Source organism: Streptomyces sp. NPDC048197, from assembly GCF_043202395.1.
Lineage (GTDB): Bacteria > Actinomycetota > Actinomycetes > Streptomycetales > Streptomycetaceae > Streptomyces > Streptomyces siderophoricus.
Genome location: NZ_JBIDAJ010000001.1, coordinates 315,526 through 334,467 on the forward strand (window position 1 = coordinate 315,526; position 18,942 = coordinate 334,467).

Consider the following 18,942-nt stretch of genomic DNA (forward strand, 5'->3'; position numbering starts at 1 on the left):
CCCTGCGACCATCCGGACCCGGCCGCCCCTGTACGCCGGCTGCCGAGCCCGCCCCCGCCACCGGGCAAAAACCCGCCCTTACCACCCGACCCGGCACGTCCCCACCCAACCCGCCCTGCCCGAATTGGCCCTTTTGGGTTGGGTCTCGCGCCACGCGTTGATCATCTAGTAGGCACGGCCTGCCACCCGCACTACGCTGCGCCCATGAGCATGCTGACGCCCCCGGGCATGGGCGGTAAGAAGTACCGCATCACGGGCGACAGGTATCCGCGGATGCGCCGCCCCCGCCACCGTCGCCGGATCGTCCTCACTCTCCTCGCCACGGCCTGCGCGCTCGGCCTGGTGGGCTGGGGCACCCTGCAGCTCATCGACGTCTTCGGTGGCCGGACCGGTACCGCGCAGGCCGCCCAGGACAAGAAGCACTGCCCGGACGGCGGCCGGAAGACCGCGGTGCGGGCCACGCCGGCCGCGCAGAAACCGCCCGCGCCCGGCACCCTCACCGTCAACGTCTTCAACGCCACCCAGCGCTCCGGGCTCGCCAAGCGCACCGCCGACGAGCTCAAGAAGCGCGGCTTCAAGATCGGCAAGGTGGGCAACGCCCCGGCCGCCTACGACAAGAAGATCAAGGGCGCCGGGATACTGCTCGGCCCCACGGCGGCGGTGAACGGCCCGCTGAAGGTGCTCGCCACCCAGCTCGCCGGCGCCGAGCAGAAGACCGACGGCCGCAAGGGCGCCGAACTCGACCTGATCATCGGCGACGCCTTCAAGGACCTCGCCACCCCGCAGGCCGCCGCCAAGTCCCTGGCCGTACTGAACCGTCCGGCCAAGGAACCGGCCCGCGACGCCACCTGCTGACCGAACGGAAGCCGAAAGCCGCAGAGCCGCCAAGCAGCCAAGCAGCCAAGCAGCGAGACCTGACGGCCATGCGATCGGGCCCCGCACCACCTGGTGGTGCGGGGCCCGATCATTGCTCGGAAACCTCTTCGCGGAAGCCTTCACTGCTGGCAAAGAGCCGCTCGGAAGCAGGCCCGGAATAAGACTGGGAATGCTGCGTGGGCTCAGCCGGCGGTGCCGTACATCCGGTCGCCCGCGTCGCCGAGGCCCGGCACGATGTAGCGGTCCTCGTTCAGCCGCTCGTCGACCGCCGCGGTGACCACCGTCACCGGCGTACCGGCCAGCGCCTTCTCCATGACCGCGACGCCCTCCGGCGCGGCCAGCAGGCAGATCGCGGTGACGTCGTCCGCGCCGCGCTTGATCAGCTCCTGGATCGCCGCGACCAGCGTGCCGCCGGTGGCCAGCATCGGGTCGACGACGTACACCTGCCGGCCCGAGAGGTCGTCGGGCATCCGCGTGGCGTAGGTGTGCGCCTCGTAGGTCTCCTCGTTGCGGACCATACCCATGAAGCCGACCTCGGCGGTGGGCAGCAGCCGCACCATGCCGTCCAGCATGCCCAGCCCGGCCCGCAGGATCGGCACGACCATGGGCCGCGGGTGCGAGAGCCGCACGCCGGTGGTCGCCGTCACCGGCGTCTCGATGTCGACCTGTTCGGTGCGCACGTCCCGGGTGGCCTCGTAGGCGAGCAGGGTGACCAGCTCGTCGGCGAGCCGCCGGAAGGTGGGGGAGTCGGTGCGCTTGTCGCGCAGAGTGGTGAGTTTGTGCGCCACCAGCGGGTGGTCGACGACGTGGATCCGCATGACATCGACAGTAACCGAGCCGGAGGACCCCGGCGCCCGCCGTGCACCGCCCCGCCGCCGGCCACGATGGCGCGGCCCGGCTGGCATCACTCCCCCGGATAGCGGGAAAGTGGGCACGTACGCCCGATCTTCCGTCCCGCCCTCGGGCGCAGTCCTCGCAGTCCTCGCAGTCCTCGCAGTCCTCGCAGTCCTCGCAGTCCTCGCAGTCCTCGCCGAGGTGGTGTGCAGCGTGCCCGACCCCCAGTGGACCGACGACACTCACGACACCCACGACACCTACGACGCCGACGGCACCGGGCCCGGCGCCCCGATGAACGGCCGGCAAGCCGCTCCGAAGACCGGCCGGCAAGCCGCGCCGGCCGACGGTCCGTTGAAAGGCCCGTTGCACGGCGTGTTGGACGTCCCGCTGGACGCCCATGTGGACGGCGCCGGCACTGCCCCTGAGGCCGAGAGCGAGGCGGCGCGCCGACGGCGCCGGGCGCAGTTCCTGCGCGAACTGCACGAGGCGAAGGAGCTCCGCAACCGCGTCCAGCCGCGCCGGGTGCGGGCCGAGCGGATGCGCCAGGCCATGCGGATGCGCTCTTTCCGCTGGTAGCCGAGGGCATTCCGCTGAGAGCGGAACAGGCCCCGGGGCCCGGTAATGCTGCGGCACGTGAGCGACATCTCGCACAACCTCCGCACGACGCAGCGTCGAAGACCCCGCGCGAACGCGTTGTTTCTGCCACGATTCCGAAGGGGCGGGACCACCGGCGTGCACGCCGCCCCGCCCCGGCCCGGCACGCCTATGACCAGTGGGAGAGTCACGGTGTACTTCGCCGCACTGCTCGCGCGCACCGAAGACGGGTGGGAAGCGAGCGATACGGAGCTCGACAATGTGGAGACGCTGACCGATCTGGCCGATCTGGCCCGAGAGGCAGCGGTCGACGACGACACGGTGGTGGCGTTGCTGGAGCAGGAGGACGCCTGGTTCGGGGTCGTCCGGGTGGACGGCGACGACGACCCCCGTATCTTCGTCTCGAACGCCGCCGCCGCGGCCCGCAGCTCGTACGGGTCCTTGCTGACCGACGAACTGCTCGGCCGGGACGAGACCGTCGAGGACGACCTCGACAGCCTCGACCTGGACGGGACGGAGGACGGCGAACCCGGCGCGCAGGACTCGGAGGCCGAGGCGGACGACCAGACCGGCACCCCGGTCCCGACCGGCCCGCTCGGCGACCCCGTGCTCCTGGACGACCTCGGCGTCGGCGAGAAGGACCTGCTGGCCCTGGAACGCGACGCCCTCTCGGAGATCGCCGACGCCCTGGGCTGCACGGACGTGCTGGAGGCGGTCCGGTAGCCCGGGACCGCACCGGCCCGTCACCGGCAGCCGTCCCGGTCACGGACACTGGGGGCATGAGCGCCCCCCGGTCCGGCCCGCTGCCCGACGTTCCGCCTCCCCCGGCGCCCGATCCGCTGCCCGAACCGCTGCCCGACCCGTTGGGCGATCCACTGCGCGATCCCTGGATCGCAGCGATGCGGCAGGCGCTGGGCGAGGCCGCCCGCGCCCCCGGGACCGGTGACGTCCCGGTGGGCGCCGTCGTGCTGTCCGCGGACGGCACGGTCCTCGGCACCGGCCACAACGAACGCGAGGCCACCGGCGACCCGACCGCACACGCCGAGGTCCTCGCCCTGCGGGCGGCGGCACGGGCCGTCGGGGAGTGGCGGCTCACCGGCTGCACCCTCGTCGTCACCCTCGAACCGTGCACGATGTGCGCCGGCGCGCTCGTGCTCTCCCGGGTCGACCGGGTCGTCTACGGCGCCCGCGACGCCAAGGCGGGCGCGGCCGGCTCGCTCTGGGACGTGGTACGTGACCGACGTCTCAACCACCGCCCCGAGGTCATCACCGGCGTCCTCGAGGCGGAGTGTGCGGCCCTGCTCACCACGTTCTTCCGCGACCGCTGACCAGCGGCGGGGCCGCTTACCCGGCCCGGCCCCGACCCGTTCGTCCCGCCCCCGGGAATCCGATTTCGGTGCACGGCCCCCCGTGGGCTAAGCTCTCTCTCGGTAGCGTGTCCGAGCGGCCGAAGGAGCGCGCCTCGAAAGCGCGTGAGGGGGCAACTCCTCCGTGGGTTCAAATCCCACCGCTACCGCTCAAGGACAAAGGCCCCGATCCCTTCCGGATCGGGGCCTTCGTCATGTCCGGGGTGGCGGCTAGGCGTTGCGCCGGCCCCGCAGCGCACGGCGCACGAAGTGCACGATCAGCCAGATCACCAGGACGATGAGGACCAGAAGGACGACGAACACGACGACCAGGAAGATGCCCAGCTTCTTGAAGAAGCCGCGCTTCTTCTTCGTCTTGCCCTTCGACGTCTTGCCCTTCGACTTCCACGAGGACTTCTTGCCCTTGTAGACGCTCTTGAGGTGCGGCGTCGAGTGGTGCGAGCCGTGCGACGAGTGGGAAGAGAGGGACGAGTGGAACGCCCCGTGGCGGCCGTAGGCGGCGGGCTGAGCAGGGGCAGCGGCGACCGCACGCACGGACTCGGTACGGACGGACTCGGTGCGGACCGACCCGGCGCGGACGGCCGCCGTGGCCGGTGCGACGGCGGCGGCCAGCAGGCCGGCCAGCAGCGCCAGCACCACCGCCGTGCGCCGGCGGACGGCGGACGGGCGCGGCGAACCGGAGCCGGAACGCACGGAGTTCACGGGCGTGGATGCGGCCGCGGATGCGGCCGGGGATACGGACGGGGATACGTTCGCGGACGTAGATGTGGGTCTGAGTGTGGGTGTGGGTGTGGGCATGGTGGGTTCCCCCCGGGTTCGGGCGTTCAGGCGTTGTGGGGCGTCGTGGTGGTCAGGCCGGCCGAGGTCTCGACCTCCAGGAGGGAGGCGCTGTGCCGCTCCGCGTCGAAGGCCGCCCGGCCGCCGCGTAGCCCGAACAGCCGCTTGGCGAGCGCGATGTAGAGCACCGCGAGGATGTTGACGACGAGCGTGGCGATCTTGAGCCAGCTGACCTTCTCGGTGAGCTCGTAGATCTCCAGCGGCAGGAAGGCGGCGGTCGCGACGACCGTCAGGTACTCCGCCCACCGCTTGGCGTACCAGAGGCCCACGCCCTCGACGATCTCGATGACTGCGTAGACCAGCAGTGCCACGGCCACCAGCACCAGGGTGGAGTGGCGGTAGCCGAAGGTCTTCTGGATGGTGCCGACGACCGGGGAGTGGTCCAGGTCGTAGTGGAAGTGCCGGGCCACCGGGCGGAGCACGGCGATGTACTCGTCGAAGAACCGGCGGACCGCGTCCTTGCGGTTGCTGAACTGCCAGACGCCGACCGCGGCCAGCACGATGAAGACGCCGCGCACCGCCCGTTCGACGGCCAGGAAGCGCAGGATGAACAGGTCGCGCAGGACCTTGCCGCGCGGGACGAGCGGGGCGTCGGCGGCCGGGCCCGCGCCGTGCGGCTCGCCGAGCGCGAAGTCGCCGCAGCGCAGGCAGCGCCAGGCCACACCGAGCGCGGTGTCGGCCCGCAGGTTCTGCCGGAGGTGCTCCTCGGTGGGGAGGTAGGTGATGTGCCCGCGGCGCGCGCAGGTACGCCGGTCCCAGTCGATCTTCATCGTCGGAGCCCGTGGTCCTTTCGTCGTCCCACACGGCCGCCCGCACCGCGCCGCGGCGCGCCGCCGCGCGTCAATCTGTCGCGTACATGATGCATGGACGCCGCGTCGTACGAGGTGAGAGACGCGGGTACGGCGGGTGGCGGTTGCGTGGCGGCGACAGGCGCGAGAAGGCGACGGGGCCGCCAGCGACGAGGGGGCGAGGGGGGCGACGGAGGGGAAGGGAGAGGCGGCGGGCCGGTCGACGGGGCCACGCCGGCCGATCGAGGGGACCGGCGGCAGGCCGGTCCGGGGGAAGCGGCCTCAAGGGAGCCGCTCCCCCCGGTGCGGACCGAACCCCCAAGCCCACGCCGCCTTCGCGGGGAAGTCGCAGCGTGGGCCCCGCAGCGAGGCCCTGGTCCGGGGCCCGCGGATTCCTGCCAGATCCATCGGGCCACCGTTTTCATGGTGCCGGCCGGGCCCGCCCCGACGGCCCGGCAAAGGACCTGCTTCCCCGGGCCTTTGGTCCATCAAGTCCGTATCAGGGGCCGGTCAGGGGCCGGATCAGGGACCGGTCCAGGGACCGGAGGGGGGCCCAGATCAGGGCCCGGGCCAGGGGCGGGGCCGACCCCGCCGAGGGGCACGGGAGGGGAACCGTGCGTACTCCCGGCTCCCCGGATCGAACACGTGTGGTTACACTCGCCCGACTGCATCCAGCCGCCCGCACCACCGCGGGAGCTGCAGGGACGGCCGCAGGGGACTGCCACAGGGGAGACGGGACGATGGCGCAGGCGAAGAAGATCGTGTTGTACCTCCTCATCGTCTTCGTGCTGTACACGATCATCACCTCCCCCCAGCGTGCCGCCCAGCTGGTCCAAGTAGGCTTCGAGGGCATCTCGTCCGCTGCTCAGGGCGTCGGCGAGTTCATGACCCAGCTGATCAAGTAGGGCAGCCCGCTCCTGGGCCGGTCCGGTTGATCACCCGCCGTACGGAGGCCCCTGTGATCCGCCACCTGGTCCTGTTCAAGCTCAACGACGGCGTCTCGCGGGACGAGGAACGCGTCCAGGCCGGCGCCCGGGCCTTCGCGGCGCTCAAGGACGAGGTCCCGGAGCTGACGTTCTGGGAGTGCGCCTGGAACATCACCGACCGCCCGATCGCCTACGATTTCGCGATCAACTCGGCGGTGGCCGACAAGGACGCCCTCAAGCGGTACATCGAGCACCCGGCCCACCAGGCGGCCGCCGCCCAGTGGCGCGAATTCGCCACCTGGGTGATCGCGGACTACGAATTCTGAGCCGCGGCGCCCGGTAGCCGTTCACCCGTTCACCCCGGAACCCCCGGCGCACGATCGCACGTGATCGGCCCGCGCCCGCACGCGATCGGCCCTCCATCCGCACCTGCTCGGCCCGCGACCGGCCCACGTTCCGCGCCCACTCGGCCCGCGACCGGCCCACGTTCCGCACGTGCTCGGCCCGCAATCCGCCCGCGATCGGCACGCCCTCCGCAGCCGTTCACCGGAGCCCCTCGCCCTCCCCCGGGCGGGGGGCTTCCGCATGCCCCGCCCCACTCCCGCCCCGCTCCCACCGCACCCCTCCACACGCCCTTCACGCCCCTCCCCCCGCCCCTCCCCCCGCTCCTTCCCTCGCCCCTCCATTCACCCGTCCCCTCACCCCTCTCACCACCCAACTCTCTCTTCAACACGGCGTTATGGGGTGCTTGCACACAGTGCACATGTCTTGTGATGCTATGACCGCTTTTGCCGGATACATGCACTGCTGCGAGTCCCTGCACTGTCGAGCACTGGAAGGGTGGCGTGACCGTGACGGCCCGTACTGCGCCCAAGGCTCCGTCCCGCGAGAGCCGGAGCGCGGACACCCGGGCGCTCACACAGGTGCTGTTCGCCGAGCTGTCCGACCTCGAACCCGGCACCCCCGAGCACACCCGCGTCCGTGCCGCCCTGATCGAGGCCAACCTGCCGCTCGTGCGCTACGCCGCGGCCCGCTTCCGCAGCCGTAACGAGCCCATGGAGGACGTCATCCAGGTCGGCACGATCGGCCTGATCAACGCGATCGACCGGTTCGACCCGGACCGCGGCGTCCAGTTCCCCACCTTCGCCATGCCGACCGTCGTCGGCGAGATCAAACGCTACTTTCGAGACAATGTCCGTACGGTCCATGTGCCGCGCCGCCTCCACGAGCTGTGGGTGCAGGTCAACGGCGCCACCGAGGACCTGACGGTGCTGCACGGCCGCTCCCCCACCACCGCCGAGATCGCCGAACGCCTGAAGATCGGCGAGGACGAGGTACTGGCCTGCCTGGAGGCGGGCCGCTCGTACCACGCCACCTCACTGGAGGCCGCCCAGGAGGGCGACGGCCTGCCCGGCCTGCTGGACCGCCTCGGATACGAGGACCCCGAGCTCGCCGGCGTCGAGCACCGCGACCTCGTACGGCACCTGCTCGTCCAGCTCCCCGAACGCGAACAGCGGATCCTTCTGCTGCGTTACTACAGCAATCTGACGCAGTCCCAGATCTCTGCCGAACTGGGGGTGTCGCAGATGCATGTCTCCCGGCTACTGTCGCGGAGCTTCGCCCGCCTGCGATCCGCAAACAGGATCGACGCATAACCGGGACGGGCGACCCGTTCCTGCACAGATATGTCGACAAGGCGCTACAGCGTGTTGCCGACATGTGACATTCTGCAGGAACCGCGTTTGCCGTAGCGCTGCCTCCGGTATTCAGGTGGAGGCATCACTTCCCGGTCCGCCTCGGGCCGGGGACGCCGCAGCGATCCGTCCGCGACCTCAAGGGGGTGGCATGTCCGTAGAACTGGGCAGCTCAAAGGTGCTTGCCGCGATTCCCGCGCCCGCACCGCACGTGCATGACGACGACGCCATCAACACCCGCACGCTCTCCCGCTCCCTGTTCCTGCGGCTGGCCTCGCTCGACAAGGACTGCGCGGAGCGCACGTACGTGCGCGACACACTCATCGAACTGAACCTGCCGCTGGTGCGCTACGCCGCGGCCCGCTTCCGCAGCCGCAACGAGCCGATGGAGGACATCGTCCAGGTCGGCACGATCGGTCTGATCAAGGCGATCGACCGTTTCGATTGCGAACGCGGGGTGGAATTCCCGACCTTCGCGATGCCGACCGTCGTCGGCGAGATCAAGCGCTTCTTCCGCGACACGTCGTGGTCGGTACGGGTGCCCCGCCGGCTCCAGGAGCTCCGGCTCGCCCTCACCAAGGCCAGCGACGAGCTCTCCCAGAAGCTGGACCGTTCCCCGACCGTCCCCGAACTCGCCCTGTGCCTCGGCGTGTCCGAGGAGGACGTGGTCGACGGCCTGGCGGTCGGCAACGCCTACACCGCCTCCTCCCTGGACTCCCCCTCCCCCGAGGACGACGGCGGCGAGGGCTCCCTCGCGGACCGCCTCGGCTACGAGGACAGCGCCCTGGAGGGCGTCGAGTACCGGGAGTCCCTCAAGCCCCTGCTGGCCAAACTCCCCGCCCGGGAACGCCAGATCATCATGTTGCGCTTCTTCGCCAACATGACCCAGTCGCAGATCGGTGAAGAGGTCGGCATCTCCCAGATGCACGTCTCCCGCCTGCTCACCCGCACCCTGGCGCAGCTGCGCGAGGGCCTGATCTCCGACTGAGGGACGGTCCGCCGAGGGGCCCACGACGCTCGCCGCTCGGCGGACAGTTGAAGGATCCGGATCCGGACGAGATCCGAACTGACAACCTCCTGACGGGACCCGTGCCGCACCGGCCACGGGGCCCGCTTTCGGCATGCCCGGGTGCGGATGCCCAACGCCTCGTGGTGATGCGCCCGTTGCCGCCCGTGGCCGGAATGCGACGACGGCCAACTCGCGAACCGCAGGGGGGACCGTCAAGACCGGCCCTTGCCTCGCAACCATCCCTCCATCCCTATACACCTGACGGTCCGTCAGTGACACTGTGCCGATGCGACGACGGACGACAACGACCCTCGCCTCCGCTTCGGCGGCCGTGCTGTGTCTGGGTGTCCTGCTCACCGGCTGCGGGGACGCGGCCGACCGGGGCCAGGTCGCGGTGGGCGCGGCCGGCCCGGGCGACGGACAGGCGCCGCAACACCCCGTACCGCCACGCGACGGCGTCGAGCTGACGCCGTACGACGGGAACGGGAGGGGGAGCGGGGGCAGCGGCGGCAGCGGTGGTCGCGGGGTCGGCGGCGGTGACGGCCGGGGCGGGGCGCCGTCCGCTCGTACGGGCCCGGGGAGCGGCTCGTCCACCACGGCGCCCGGCAGCGCCCGCCCCGGCTCCACCGGCGGCAAGAGCGGCAGCCCCTCCCCCTCCCCCGGCTCACACGGGACGCCGCACCCCACACCGCAGCCCAGCGACCCGACCCGGCCCCCGCACCACGACTCCCCGGCGCCGCCCAAGCCCGGTATCCCCGCCGGTCCGGGCGCCCCCGAGGGTCTGCTGGTCGGTCACGCCGTCCTGGCCGGCACCGACGTCCGCTGGTGCCAGAAGGTCAGCCTCGACTTCGTCAACACCGGTGACCACGCCGTCACCACCGGAAGGGTCATGTTCGGCAGCCACGTCATCGGCTCGCTCGGCGTCGACTGGGCGACCCTCACGTCCACGCACGAGCTCCCGCTGCCGCTCGCCCCCGGCACGCGGAAGACCGGCAGCTGGCGGGTGTGCGTGGACGCCTGGCGGGTGCCGCTGGGCATGCACCTCGACACCCGGGACATCACCTTCGCGTGGGGCGCCGGCGGCTCGTAGAGATCTCCGCGGAATTTCCGCCCGGATGGCGCCGAGTACCGGCCGGTGCCACGGTCAATACAGGTGTCGATACAGGTGTCGATGTCGATGCAGGTGTCGATACAGGTAACGCACACCCGCAACGGCCGACCGCGGTCCGCACACCGCAGACCGCTGACCGCCCACCCGCAGGAGATCGCCATGCCTCGCATCACCCCCAACCTCTGGTTCGACACCCAGGGCAAGGAGGCCGCCGAGTTCTACTGCTCGGTGTTCCCGAACTCGAAGATCACCGACGTCACGCACTACAACGAGGCAGGTCCGCGCGAGGCCGGCACCGTTCTGACCGTCGAGTTCGAGCTCGACGGTCAGCCGTACCTCGCGATCAACGGCGGCCCGGAGTTCACCTTCACCGAAGCGATCTCGCTCATGGTCACCTGCGCCGACCAGAAGGAGATCGACTACTACTGGGCCAAGCTCTCCGAGGGCGGCGAGGAGGGCCCCTGCGGCTGGCTGAAGGACAAGTACGGCCTGTCCTGGCAGGTCGCGCCGGGCGGTATGGCAGAGCTGCTGAACGACCCGGACCAGGAACGGGCGGCCCGCGCCATGAAGGCCATGTTCGGCATGAAGAAGATCGACATCGCGGCCCTGGAGGCCGCGGCGGACGCGACGTGAGCGAGGTAGTGGTGGACGTGAGCGCGGTAGTGGACGCGTCCGGGCGTTAGCGAGCTGTTAGTTGATCAACAGCGGGGGTCGGGAGTCTGGTGTCAGCGGGCCGCCGGACGGGCCGTGACCGTACTGACGCAGCCAGCCAGGGGGACTCCCGATGTCGCACCACACCATGCTCCGCCGCGGACGCAAGGCAGCCGCCGCCACCGTGATCGCCGTCGCCGCGCTGGCCCTGACCGCCTGCCAGGGCAACTCGCCCAAGCCCGATCCCGCGGGCTCCCCGAGCCCGGTGTCGTCGGCCGGGGCGAGCGGTTCGTCCGGGGCGGACTCGGGTTCGGGTGCGGGCTCGGGTGCGTCCGGTGGCCAGGGCTCCGGTACGACGTCGGGTGGCGGCTCGCAGACCGGCAAGAACGGTTCCGGAACGGGCGGCAGCGGCGGCTCCGCCTCGCAGACCTCCTCCAAGCACGGTGCCTCCGCCCGCTGCGCCACCGGCAGCCTGCAGGCCGGCTGGGGCTCGTCGGGCGGCGGCGTCCCGGACATGCACAGCGACGCCCAGCAGAACGTCACCGTGTGGCTGAAAAACGCCGGTCGGGCCGCCTGCACGATCAGCGGCTTCCCCGGCGTTCAGCTGAAGGCCGACGACGGCCACTCGATCGACCTGCCGCGCTCCTCGAAGAAGCCGACGCCGGTGACGCTGCAGCCGGGCGGGTCCGCGTCGTTCACGATCACCTTCCTGCCGTCGGTCAACGCCGGCGACAGGAAGATCGCGCCGGGCACGGTGCTGGTCACGCCGCCGAACGAGAAGCAGCACTTCCAGCTGAAGTGGCCCTACGGCGGCGCCATCCTCGACCAGTCCGGCGCCACCCACCCGGGCACCTACGTCAACCCGGTCAACGCCGGCTGACCCCTCCGACGCCACCCCCCACCACCGCGCCGGCCGTACCCTCACACGGCCGGCGCGGTCGTCGTTCAGCGAGAGGAGTCGTCGTTCAACCGGTGGAGTCGTCGTTCCATCAGGAATACCTCCCCCCTCCCCCACGTTGTGGCCTGCAAGGGGCGCCTGCATCCCCTACGGGATCTGTTCGACCAACGCCTTAAGGGTCCCGGCCCGGCCCGGCACCACGCGCATCACCGTGGGGAGAAGGGGGCAGGGCAGGCGTCAGCGGGGGCGGAGTTGGTCGGCGGTGGGGACGTCGAGGACGAAGATGTGGCCGATGTTCGCGTGCGGGTAGCCGTAGTCGATGTTCTGCACCCGTACCTGCTGTGGGGTGACCTCGACGATGTGGACGGCGATGGCCTCCGGGTGGTCGGGCAGGGACAGCAGCCAGTCCTTGGCCAGGTAGTCGAGTCCGGTGCGGTCCAGGCGACGGCGGGCGGCCGCTTCTTCGGTCGGGTCGCCGAGCGGGTGGCCGAAGAGGGTGACCGGAACGAACTGGTCCGGGTCGCCGTCGACAGGCCGTAGATAGCCGAGGAGTTCGTTGTCCTCTCGGCGGTGGTGGCGGATCCAGTGAGAGGGAATCACGGCGCAATTGCTCCGGGAAGGTTTCCCGGCTGCTGGGGTCTGCAGCCCCCAGACAGTCGGTGGCGGTAGGGCTGGCGGGAGGTCAGCTCAGTGTGGCGTCGGCGTAGGCCGTCATCGCGTCCCGCTGGTACTCGGCCAGGCCGTTGGCGACCCGGTCGTAGGCCGCGCGCCACGTCGCGTCGTCGACGTAGTTCTGCCCGAGGGCCTTGAACGCGGCCGCGTTCGGGGTCCACATCCGGCAGATGCCCTGGTAGTGGGCATCGACCTCGGCCTGCACCGCCGGGTCCGTCACCGGCGTGCCGGCCTGCATCAGCTCCGCCATGCGGGCCATCGCGGCGGTCGCCGCACGCTGCATCCGCTCCATGTCCGCCTCGCTGAGCGTGGCCGCGAACTGCGCCGACTGCTGGGCCTGGTGGGGCCACTGCTCGCGGGCGGTCTCCTCGTGGCGCGTGGTGTCGAAGCCGATGAAGAGGTTCTCCGGGTTGTTGATCTTTTCCATGGTGTCGGTGTCCTTGTCATCCTCCAGTTCGGCGATGGTGCGGCCGACCGTGCGGACCAGCGCATCGAGCCGGTCGCGCTCGGCCGCCAGCTTGCGCAGATGGGCGCGCAGCGCGGCCACCTGGTCGACCTGGCGCTCCAGGACCGTCGCGATATCGCGGAGGCCCAGGCCCAGTTCGCGCATCAGCAGGATCTGCTGCAAGCGCAGCAACTCGGCCTCTCCGTAGTAGCGGTGGCCGTTGCCCCCGGTGTACGCGGGGACGAGCAGGCCGATGTCGTCGTAGTGCCGCAGGGTCCGGGACGTCACCCCGGACATCCGGGCCACGTCCGCGATCGACCAGGCCATGGCCGTGCCGTACCTTTCATCGCCGGGCCGGTCTCTCCGGCCTCGAGAACGAACGTAGAAGTTGACGCAACGGAAAGCGCAAGTCGTTCGTTTGGCGGGTGGGTCACTCGTCGGCAGCCGGCCGACGCGGCGCCACTACGGCCAACTCGTGGGCCAAGACTTGAGGGTGCCGCACCGCCGCCAACTCATCTGCCTGGCCTTGGGAATACCGCGCCCGACCGCAGCGTTGTGGCCCTAGCAGGGGGCCCGCGTGACCCCTACGGGATCTGTTCGACCGTTCCCTAGGGGCTGGTTCACTGACCGCTGCCCGGCCGTTGCAGCGTCACGAACGACCCCATTCCCGGCGTGGTGACGATGAGCCCTTCCTCCCGGAGGGCGGCCGTGACCTTACGAACGGTCACGCGCGCGACGCCGAATTCCTGCTCCATGCGCACCTCGGAGAGCAGGTGCTTCGGCGGATACGTGCCGTCCGCAATCCGCTCGCGGATAACGTCGGCGATCTGCTCCCACTTGGGCCGCTTGAGCTCTCCCCGGAGCTCCTTCGAGACGAACGAACCCATCCCGGGCTCGGTATAGATCAGCCCCTCGGCCCGCAGTCCGCGGTGCACCTTCTGGGCCGTCACCCCGGCAATGCCGAACTCTTCCTGAAGTTGGAGCACCGACGGCACCCGTGTCCCCGGGGAATACCTGCCGTCGGCGATGCGAGTGCGGATCACGTCCGCGACCTGGCGCCACCTGGGCCGGTCGGGGGTGAACTCGATCACTTCGCCGTACCCGGCGGTTGTGGTGTCACGAAGGAGCCCATCCCCGGCGTGGTGACAATGAGCCCTTCCTCCCGGAGGGCGGCCGTGACCTTGCGAACGGTCACGCGCGCGACGCCGAATTCCTGCTCCATCCGCACTTCGGAGATCAGGTGGTGTGGCGGGTACGTGCCGTCCGCGATCCGCTTCCGGATCACATCGGCAATCTGCTTCCACTTCGGCAACGTCGGGTCGAACTCCATCACGAACGGGACTGTATGCACCAGTATTTAGCCGGGCATAGAGAGGTATAGCTATAGACAGGGGCTAACAGGAGCCCGTAGGCTCGCGGGGAAAGACCCCGGCGGGTGCGCCAACACCCCCGGGGCATGGCCAACCTGAAGAGAGCAGGTCGACATGCGGAACCTTATGCGCAGGCTCGTCGCCCGGTTAAGGGCGCGGCGCCGCCTCGTCCCCCTCGCCCTCCCTCAGCCACCCCGTCACCATCCATCTCAACGTCCGCCCCGCCGCCCCGAATCCCCCCTCGACGGCGACGCCTCCCCTCTCGTACGGCCCTACCTCCTCCTGCACGAGCGGCAGGAGGCCCGGCGGGAGTGGGCCTTTCTGCGTGACATCGAGATGGCGGCCGCTTCGTGAGGCGCGGTGGGATGCGGCTGCTGCCCTGGAGTGGGCCGGGCGGGCAGCGGTGTTATCTCTCCGCCGACGACAACGGCGGGTTTCTGTCACGGCTCGCCGACGAGATGGAAGAGGTGCAGGTGAGCACCGGCGAGGAAGTGTTGGCACGGGCGACCGAGCTGCTGCGGGGCCCGGGAAAGCCGTCTGCCGACGAGCTCCGGTTCTGTGTCCACAGGCTGTGTGAAGCGCTGCGGGACGCCCTGCGGATCGTCGAGAGCCGGGGCGGGCAGGCGGGGTAGCGGCGGCAACGAACGCGTAAGGCAGCGGGGCCCGGCGGTTGTTGCCGCCGGGCCCCGTCTCCGTAAGACCGAGAACTGGAACTCAAGGGCGACTTGTTACGACAGCGCCAGCCACGCCGCGCCCGCGACGACCAGGAGGGCGACGATGACGCCGACGATGACGCCCACGCGGGGGCCGGCCGACTGCTGGGGGGCCGGGGCGCGGCGGGCGCCGGCCTGGGGAGTGCCGCCCTCGTCCACGAAGGCACGGAACATCTGCGTGCTGCCCGCGGGGTCGTAGTTCCCGTCGGCCTGGTTCTGCGGGTTGGTCGCCATGAGGCAGGACCCTAGCGAACCGGGTGGCCGGGGGCACCCCTGGGGCGGGTGTGGGGCGACCACGGGAGGAGGGGGCGGGCGGGTCGATGGGGAGGGCTGCCCGCGTGAAGTGTGCCACTCGTGAGCGATGTGGTCGCGTTGTGGGGATTTGTGGGGTGCTTTCCGGCCACCCCCGCGGACCTGCAGCTTTGCGCGTGGCCCGGTGATCACCGGCAGATCGCGGGACGCGGTCTTGGTGCAGCCTTTGCCTGTACATGCCACCCAGTCGTTTGCCTTCAGCAACCAACTGTGCGTATGGTTGCCTCAAGCAACAAAAGACGTGCGATCGAGCTGAGCGAAGGATGCGTGGAGGAGCCGGTGGCCGCTCACAGTCAGTACGAGGAGCTGGCCAGGCAACTCAGCGCCATCGGGGCCGTCAAGCGGGAGATGGGGCGGATCCTGCCCCAGGACTGCCCGCCCGCCTCGGCCGCCGTCCTCACCCTTCTCGACCGGCACGGCGAGATGCGGATGAGTCAGCTGGCCGAGCTGATGGCGATCGACATGTCCGTCACCAGCCGGCACGTGGCGCACGTCTGCGAGCGTGGCTGGATCGAGCGGGAGCCCGATCCGGCGGACAAGCGGTCGCGGCTGCTGCGGCTGACCCCGAGCGGCACGGAGATGCTCCAGGAGCTCTCCGCGCGCTACACCGCCGCGCTCGCCCGGTATCTCGGCGACTGGAGCGACGACGACGTCGGTCTCCTCAACGAGCTGCTCGCCCGGCTCCGTACGAGCTTCGGCGACTGCCGGACCCGGGCGCACCACGACGTCAACACCCGTAACGACTTCACCATCCGTAACGACGTCAGCAGCCGCAACGACTTCACCACCCGCAACGACCTCAGCACCCGTACACCCGCAGGATGAAAAGGAACCACATGGCTACGACCACACCAGCCGGTGTGCGGGGCGGCCACGCCAAGCATGGAGGCGGTCATCACCACGCCTCCGACGGGGCCCCCATGACGCACCGTCAGATCATGGAGGCGCTGTCCGGGCTGCTGCTCGGCATGTTCGTCGCCATCCTCTCGTCGACGATCGTGTCCAACGCGCTGCCGGAGATCATCCATGATCTGGACGGCGGGCAGAGCGCCTACACCTGGGTCGTGACCGCCTCGCTGCTGGCGATGACCGCGACCACGCCCCTGTGGGGCAAGCTCTCCGACCTGTTCAGCAAGAAGCTGCTGGTGCAGTTCGCGCTGGTCATCTACGTCGCGGGCTCGGTCGTCGCCGGTCTGTCGCAGAACACCGGCATGCTGATCGCCTGCCGCGTCGTGCAGGGCATAGGCGTGGGCGGTCTGTCCGCCCTGGCCCAGATCGTGATGGCCGCGATGATCTCGCCGCGGGAGCGCGGCCGGTACAGCGGCTACCTCGGCGCCACCTTCGCCGTCGCCACCGTCGGCGGCCCGCTGCTCGGCGGCGTCATCACCGACACCGACTGGCTCGGCTGGCGCTGGTGCTTCTACGTGGGTGTGCCGTTCGCGGTGATCGCCCTGATCGTGCTGCAGAAGACCCTGAAGCTTCCCGTCGTCAAGCGTGAGGGCGTCAAGGTCGACTGGGCGGGCGCGTTCTTCATCAGCGCGGCGGTCTCGCTGCTGCTGGTGTGGGTGACGCTGGCCGGCGACAAGTACGACTGGCTGTCGTGGCAGACCGCCGCGATGGTCGGCGGCGCGGTGGTGCTCGGCGCGGTCTTCGTCTTCGTCGAGACCAAGGCCAAGGAGCCGATCATCCCGCTGCGGCTGTTCCGCAACAAGACGATCACCCTGGCGTCGGTGGCCTCCCTGTTCGTCGGTATCGCGATGTTCACCGGCACCGTCTTCTTCAGCCAGTACTTCCAGCTGGCGCGCGGCAAGTCGCCGACGATGTCCGGCATCATGACGATCCCGATGATCGGCGGCCTGTTCATCTCCTCGACCGTCTCGGGCCAGGTCATCACCAAGACCGGTCGCTGGAAGGCCTGGCTGGTCTCCGGTGGTGTGCTGCTGACCGCCGGCCTCGGCCTGCTGAGCACCATCCGCTACGACACCGAGTACTGGCACATCGCGATCTTCATGGCGCTGATGGGTCTCGGCATCGGCATGATGATGCAGAACCTGGTGCTCGCCACGCAGAACCAGGTCGCGCCGTCGGACCTCGGTTCCGCCTCGTCCGTCGTGACCTTCTTCCGTTCCCTCGGCGGTGCGGTGGGCGTCTCGGCCCTCGGTGCGGTGCTCGCCAACCGCGTCACCCACTACGTCAAGGACGGCCTGGCCGAACTCGGCCCCAAGGCCGCCAAGGCCGCCGCGCACGCCTCCGGCAACAGCGGCGGCATCCCGGACCTGGACGCCCTCCCGGCGCCGCTGCGCACCGTCATGGAGAGCGCCTACGGCCACGGTGTGGCCGATGTGTTCCTCTACGCGGCGCCCTGCGCGCTGCTCGCCTTCCTCTTCACCCTGTTCATCAAGGAGGTCGCGTTGAAGACGCGGGGCGGACTGGCCCAGAGCTCGGAGGGCGCCCACGGCGTCCAGGGCGCCGAGAGCGGCGCGGGCGCGCCGTCGTCGGCGAGCCCGTCGGTGACCCCTTCGGTGACCCCGTCGGAGGCGACGCTTCCGCTGCAGGCCGCCGCCTCTGGCGCTGCGGCGGGCGGCGCGGCGGAGGAGCGGGAGCCCGCCCTCGTCGGTGCCGCACCGGTGACCTCGGACGACGGCGGCCACACCCCCTCGTGGGCGCAGCCGGCCGCGCAGCCCCTGCAGGGTTACGCCTCGGCCGGTGGCGGCGACGCCGTGCCCGCCGGGCCGGCCGTCCACGGATTCGTACGCAACGCGGAGGGCCACCCCGTCCCGCGCTCCGCGGTCACGCTGATCTCGCTCGGCGGCCGTCAGCTCGGCCGGGCGGTCGCCCAGGCCAACGGCTCGTACGTACTGAACGCGCCCGGCGCCGGCTCGTACGTGCTGATCGCGGCGGCCGACGGGCACCAGCCGCAGGCCTCCACGGTCGTCGTCGGCGACCAGCCGTACGGCTACGACATCCTGCTCAGCGGCACCAGCGGCCTCGGTGGCCAGGTGCGCAGCGCGGTCACCGGCGAGCCGGTGGCGGACGCCATGGTCGTCGTCACCGACGTCCGCGGCGAGGTGCTGGCCACCGGGAAGACGGGCGCCGAGGGGTACTTCTCCTTCGACGAGCTGGCCCCCGGCACCTTCACGGTCGCGGTGAACGCCGCCAACTTCCGGCCGGCCGCGCTGCCGGTCGAGATCGGCGGCCAGGGCACCACCCGCATCGAGGTCGAGCTGCTGTCCGGCGCGCGGGTGCAGGGCGTCGTACGGGCGGGTGGTCCGAACGGGGCCGGCCGGCCGCTGCCCGACGCCCGGGTGACGCTGGTGGACGCGGCCGGCAACGTCGTGGCCACCTCGACCACCGGTGACGACGGCGCGTACGCCTTCACCGACCTGGACGCCGGTGACTACACGGTCATCGCGAGCGGCTACCCGCCGGTGGCCACCGGTCTCGCGATCGACGCCCGCGGGGTCGACGGCTACGACGTCCAGCTCGCCCACCCCGGGGACTGACCGGGGGCCGGGGGCCGGGGGCGTGCGCACGGCATGCCCGACCGGCCAGGCCTCTACGGCCAGGTCCGTACGGGAGGCCGTACGGAAGGCCCGTACAGAAGACCCGTACGGAATGGCCGGGCAGCAACCCGGGCAGCAAGACCCCGGGCCGGGACACGCGTTGAGCGGAGACGCGTCCCGGACCGGACCCCAGGACTCCGGCGGCGGGGTGGCGCACAGGCAGGGGACGGCCTGCACGCCGCCGCCGGGGTCCGACACCCGGGCTTCCGGACCGCCGGGGTCCGACACCCTCCGAACTCCCGGCTCAGCCCGAGCCCGGAGCCGGGGCACCACCAGCAA

22 protein-coding genes, 1 tRNA gene and 1 pseudogene are annotated in these 18,942 nt (G+C 70.8%); 15 read left to right on the plus strand and 9 right to left on the minus strand.

The genetic code is table 11. From position 1 onward, the window contains the following. Positions 1-204 precede the first annotated feature (204 nt). Positions 205-855 (plus strand): LytR C-terminal domain-containing protein, encoded by a 651-nt coding sequence (locus tag ACGF4C_RS01425; protein ID WP_393562352.1) that lies wholly within the window; start codon positions 205-207, stop codon positions 853-855. Between the two features lie 203 nt (positions 856-1,058). Here the strand turns inward: ACGF4C_RS01425 and upp are convergent, their stop codons facing one another. After that, a complete protein-coding gene (gene upp / locus ACGF4C_RS01430) occupies positions 1,059-1,694 on the minus strand; it encodes a uracil phosphoribosyltransferase (protein WP_030417064.1) in 636 nt (211 codons plus the stop codon). Positions 1,695-2,004: 310 nt separating this feature from the next. Between upp and ACGF4C_RS01435 the strand changes: the two genes are divergently transcribed. The 4 genes from ACGF4C_RS01435 (at position 2,005) to ACGF4C_RS01450 (ending at position 3,823) form a co-directional block, all read left to right on the plus strand. Beyond that, entirely contained in the window at positions 2,005-2,289 is a 285-nt protein-coding gene (locus ACGF4C_RS01435; RefSeq protein WP_393562819.1) for a hypothetical protein, read from the plus strand. 210 nt (positions 2,290-2,499) lie between these two features. Next, on the plus strand, positions 2,500-3,030 hold the full coding sequence (locus ACGF4C_RS01440; protein ID WP_393562821.1) for a hypothetical protein: 531 nt from the start codon (positions 2,500-2,502) through the stop codon (positions 3,028-3,030). 56 nt (positions 3,031-3,086) lie between these two features. Next, positions 3,087-3,635, plus strand: a complete 549-nt coding sequence (tadA, locus tag ACGF4C_RS01445; RefSeq protein WP_393562353.1) for a tRNA adenosine(34) deaminase TadA — start codon at positions 3,087-3,089, stop codon at positions 3,633-3,635. Between the two features lie 101 nt (positions 3,636-3,736). Next, positions 3,737-3,823 (plus strand) — tRNA-Ser (locus ACGF4C_RS01450). A 61-nt stretch (positions 3,824-3,884) separates the two neighbouring features. On the opposite strand, the gene ACGF4C_RS01455 is transcribed toward ACGF4C_RS01450, so the two are convergent. Both ACGF4C_RS01455 and ACGF4C_RS01460 read right to left on the minus strand, forming a co-directional pair. Continuing rightward, on the minus strand, positions 3,885-4,376 hold the full coding sequence (locus tag ACGF4C_RS01455; protein ID WP_393562355.1) for a hypothetical protein: 492 nt from the start codon (positions 4,374-4,376) through the stop codon (positions 3,885-3,887). A 122-nt stretch (positions 4,377-4,498) separates the two neighbouring features. Beyond that, positions 4,499-5,281 (minus strand): DUF2127 domain-containing protein, encoded by a 783-nt coding sequence (locus tag ACGF4C_RS01460; protein WP_393562357.1) that lies wholly within the window; start codon positions 5,279-5,281, stop codon positions 4,499-4,501. A 758-nt stretch (positions 5,282-6,039) separates the two neighbouring features. Here ACGF4C_RS01460 and ACGF4C_RS01465 point away from each other — a divergent pair. The 7 genes from ACGF4C_RS01465 (at position 6,040) to ACGF4C_RS01495 (ending at position 11,570) form a co-directional block, all read left to right on the plus strand. After that, on the plus strand, positions 6,040-6,204 hold the full coding sequence (locus tag ACGF4C_RS01465) for a hypothetical protein (protein WP_199812579.1): 165 nt from the start codon (positions 6,040-6,042) through the stop codon (positions 6,202-6,204). 53 nt (positions 6,205-6,257) lie between these two features. After that, positions 6,258-6,551 (plus strand): Dabb family protein, encoded by a 294-nt coding sequence (locus tag ACGF4C_RS01470; RefSeq protein WP_030417058.1) that lies wholly within the window; start codon positions 6,258-6,260, stop codon positions 6,549-6,551. A 519-nt stretch (positions 6,552-7,070) separates the two neighbouring features. Continuing rightward, complete coding sequence (locus tag ACGF4C_RS01475) at positions 7,071-7,880, plus strand: RNA polymerase sigma factor SigF (protein WP_030415862.1); 810 nt, start codon at positions 7,071-7,073, stop codon at positions 7,878-7,880. 190 nt (positions 7,881-8,070) lie between these two features. Further along, entirely contained in the window at positions 8,071-8,907 is an 837-nt protein-coding gene (locus ACGF4C_RS01480) for an RNA polymerase sigma factor SigF (protein WP_030415863.1), read from the plus strand. Positions 8,908-9,214: 307 nt separating this feature from the next. After that, positions 9,215-10,018: a hypothetical protein gene (locus ACGF4C_RS01485; RefSeq protein ID WP_393562360.1), complete on the plus strand. Its 804-nt coding sequence runs from the start codon at positions 9,215-9,217 to the stop codon at positions 10,016-10,018. A 180-nt stretch (positions 10,019-10,198) separates the two neighbouring features. After that, positions 10,199-10,672, plus strand: a complete 474-nt coding sequence (locus tag ACGF4C_RS01490) for a VOC family protein (protein WP_362137350.1) — start codon at positions 10,199-10,201, stop codon at positions 10,670-10,672. A 151-nt stretch (positions 10,673-10,823) separates the two neighbouring features. Then, positions 10,824-11,570, plus strand: a complete 747-nt coding sequence (locus ACGF4C_RS01495; RefSeq protein WP_393562361.1) for a DUF4232 domain-containing protein — start codon at positions 10,824-10,826, stop codon at positions 11,568-11,570. Positions 11,571-11,825: 255 nt separating this feature from the next. Here the strand turns inward: ACGF4C_RS01495 and ACGF4C_RS01500 are convergent, their stop codons facing one another. The 5 genes and pseudogenes from ACGF4C_RS01500 to ACGF4C_RS01520 form a co-directional block, all read right to left on the minus strand. Beyond that, the gene (locus tag ACGF4C_RS01500) at positions 11,826-12,188 is read right to left on the minus strand and encodes a hypothetical protein (protein ID WP_393562362.1); all 363 of its coding nucleotides are present in this window, start codon (positions 12,186-12,188) and stop codon (positions 11,826-11,828) included. Positions 12,189-12,270: 82 nt separating this feature from the next. Continuing rightward, entirely contained in the window at positions 12,271-13,032 is a 762-nt protein-coding gene (locus tag ACGF4C_RS01505; protein ID WP_393562363.1) for a MerR family transcriptional regulator, read from the minus strand. 293 nt (positions 13,033-13,325) lie between these two features. Continuing rightward, a complete protein-coding gene (locus ACGF4C_RS01510) occupies positions 13,326-13,592 on the minus strand; it encodes a GntR family transcriptional regulator (protein WP_393562823.1) in 267 nt (88 codons plus the stop codon). Next, a pseudogene (locus ACGF4C_RS01515) lies at positions 13,590-13,796 on the minus strand (GntR family transcriptional regulator); the annotation flags it as partial. The gene ACGF4C_RS01510 and the pseudogene ACGF4C_RS01515, both read right to left, overlap by 3 nt. Beyond that, complete coding sequence (locus ACGF4C_RS01520; protein WP_393562825.1) at positions 13,793-14,035, minus strand: GntR family transcriptional regulator; 243 nt, start codon at positions 14,033-14,035, stop codon at positions 13,793-13,795. The gene ACGF4C_RS01520 and the pseudogene ACGF4C_RS01515, both read right to left, overlap by 4 nt. Positions 14,036-14,440: 405 nt before the next feature. On the opposite strand from ACGF4C_RS01520, the gene ACGF4C_RS01525 reads away from it, so the two are divergent. Next, positions 14,441-14,707 (plus strand): hypothetical protein, encoded by a 267-nt coding sequence (locus tag ACGF4C_RS01525; protein ID WP_393562365.1) that lies wholly within the window; start codon positions 14,441-14,443, stop codon positions 14,705-14,707. Between the two features lie 96 nt (positions 14,708-14,803). On the opposite strand, the gene ACGF4C_RS01530 is transcribed toward ACGF4C_RS01525, so the two are convergent. Next, positions 14,804-15,022: a hypothetical protein gene (locus ACGF4C_RS01530; protein ID WP_393562366.1), complete on the minus strand. Its 219-nt coding sequence runs from the start codon at positions 15,020-15,022 to the stop codon at positions 14,804-14,806. A 357-nt stretch (positions 15,023-15,379) separates the two neighbouring features. On the opposite strand from ACGF4C_RS01530, the gene ACGF4C_RS01535 reads away from it, so the two are divergent. Together ACGF4C_RS01535 and ACGF4C_RS01540 are read left to right on the plus strand one after the other, a co-directional pair. Next, complete coding sequence (locus ACGF4C_RS01535) at positions 15,380-15,925, plus strand: MarR family winged helix-turn-helix transcriptional regulator (protein ID WP_393562368.1); 546 nt, start codon at positions 15,380-15,382, stop codon at positions 15,923-15,925. 11 nt (positions 15,926-15,936) lie between these two features. Further along, the gene (locus ACGF4C_RS01540) at positions 15,937-18,603 is read left to right on the plus strand and encodes an MFS transporter (protein WP_393562370.1); all 2,667 of its coding nucleotides are present in this window, start codon (positions 15,937-15,939) and stop codon (positions 18,601-18,603) included. Positions 18,604-18,942 lie beyond the last annotated feature (339 nt).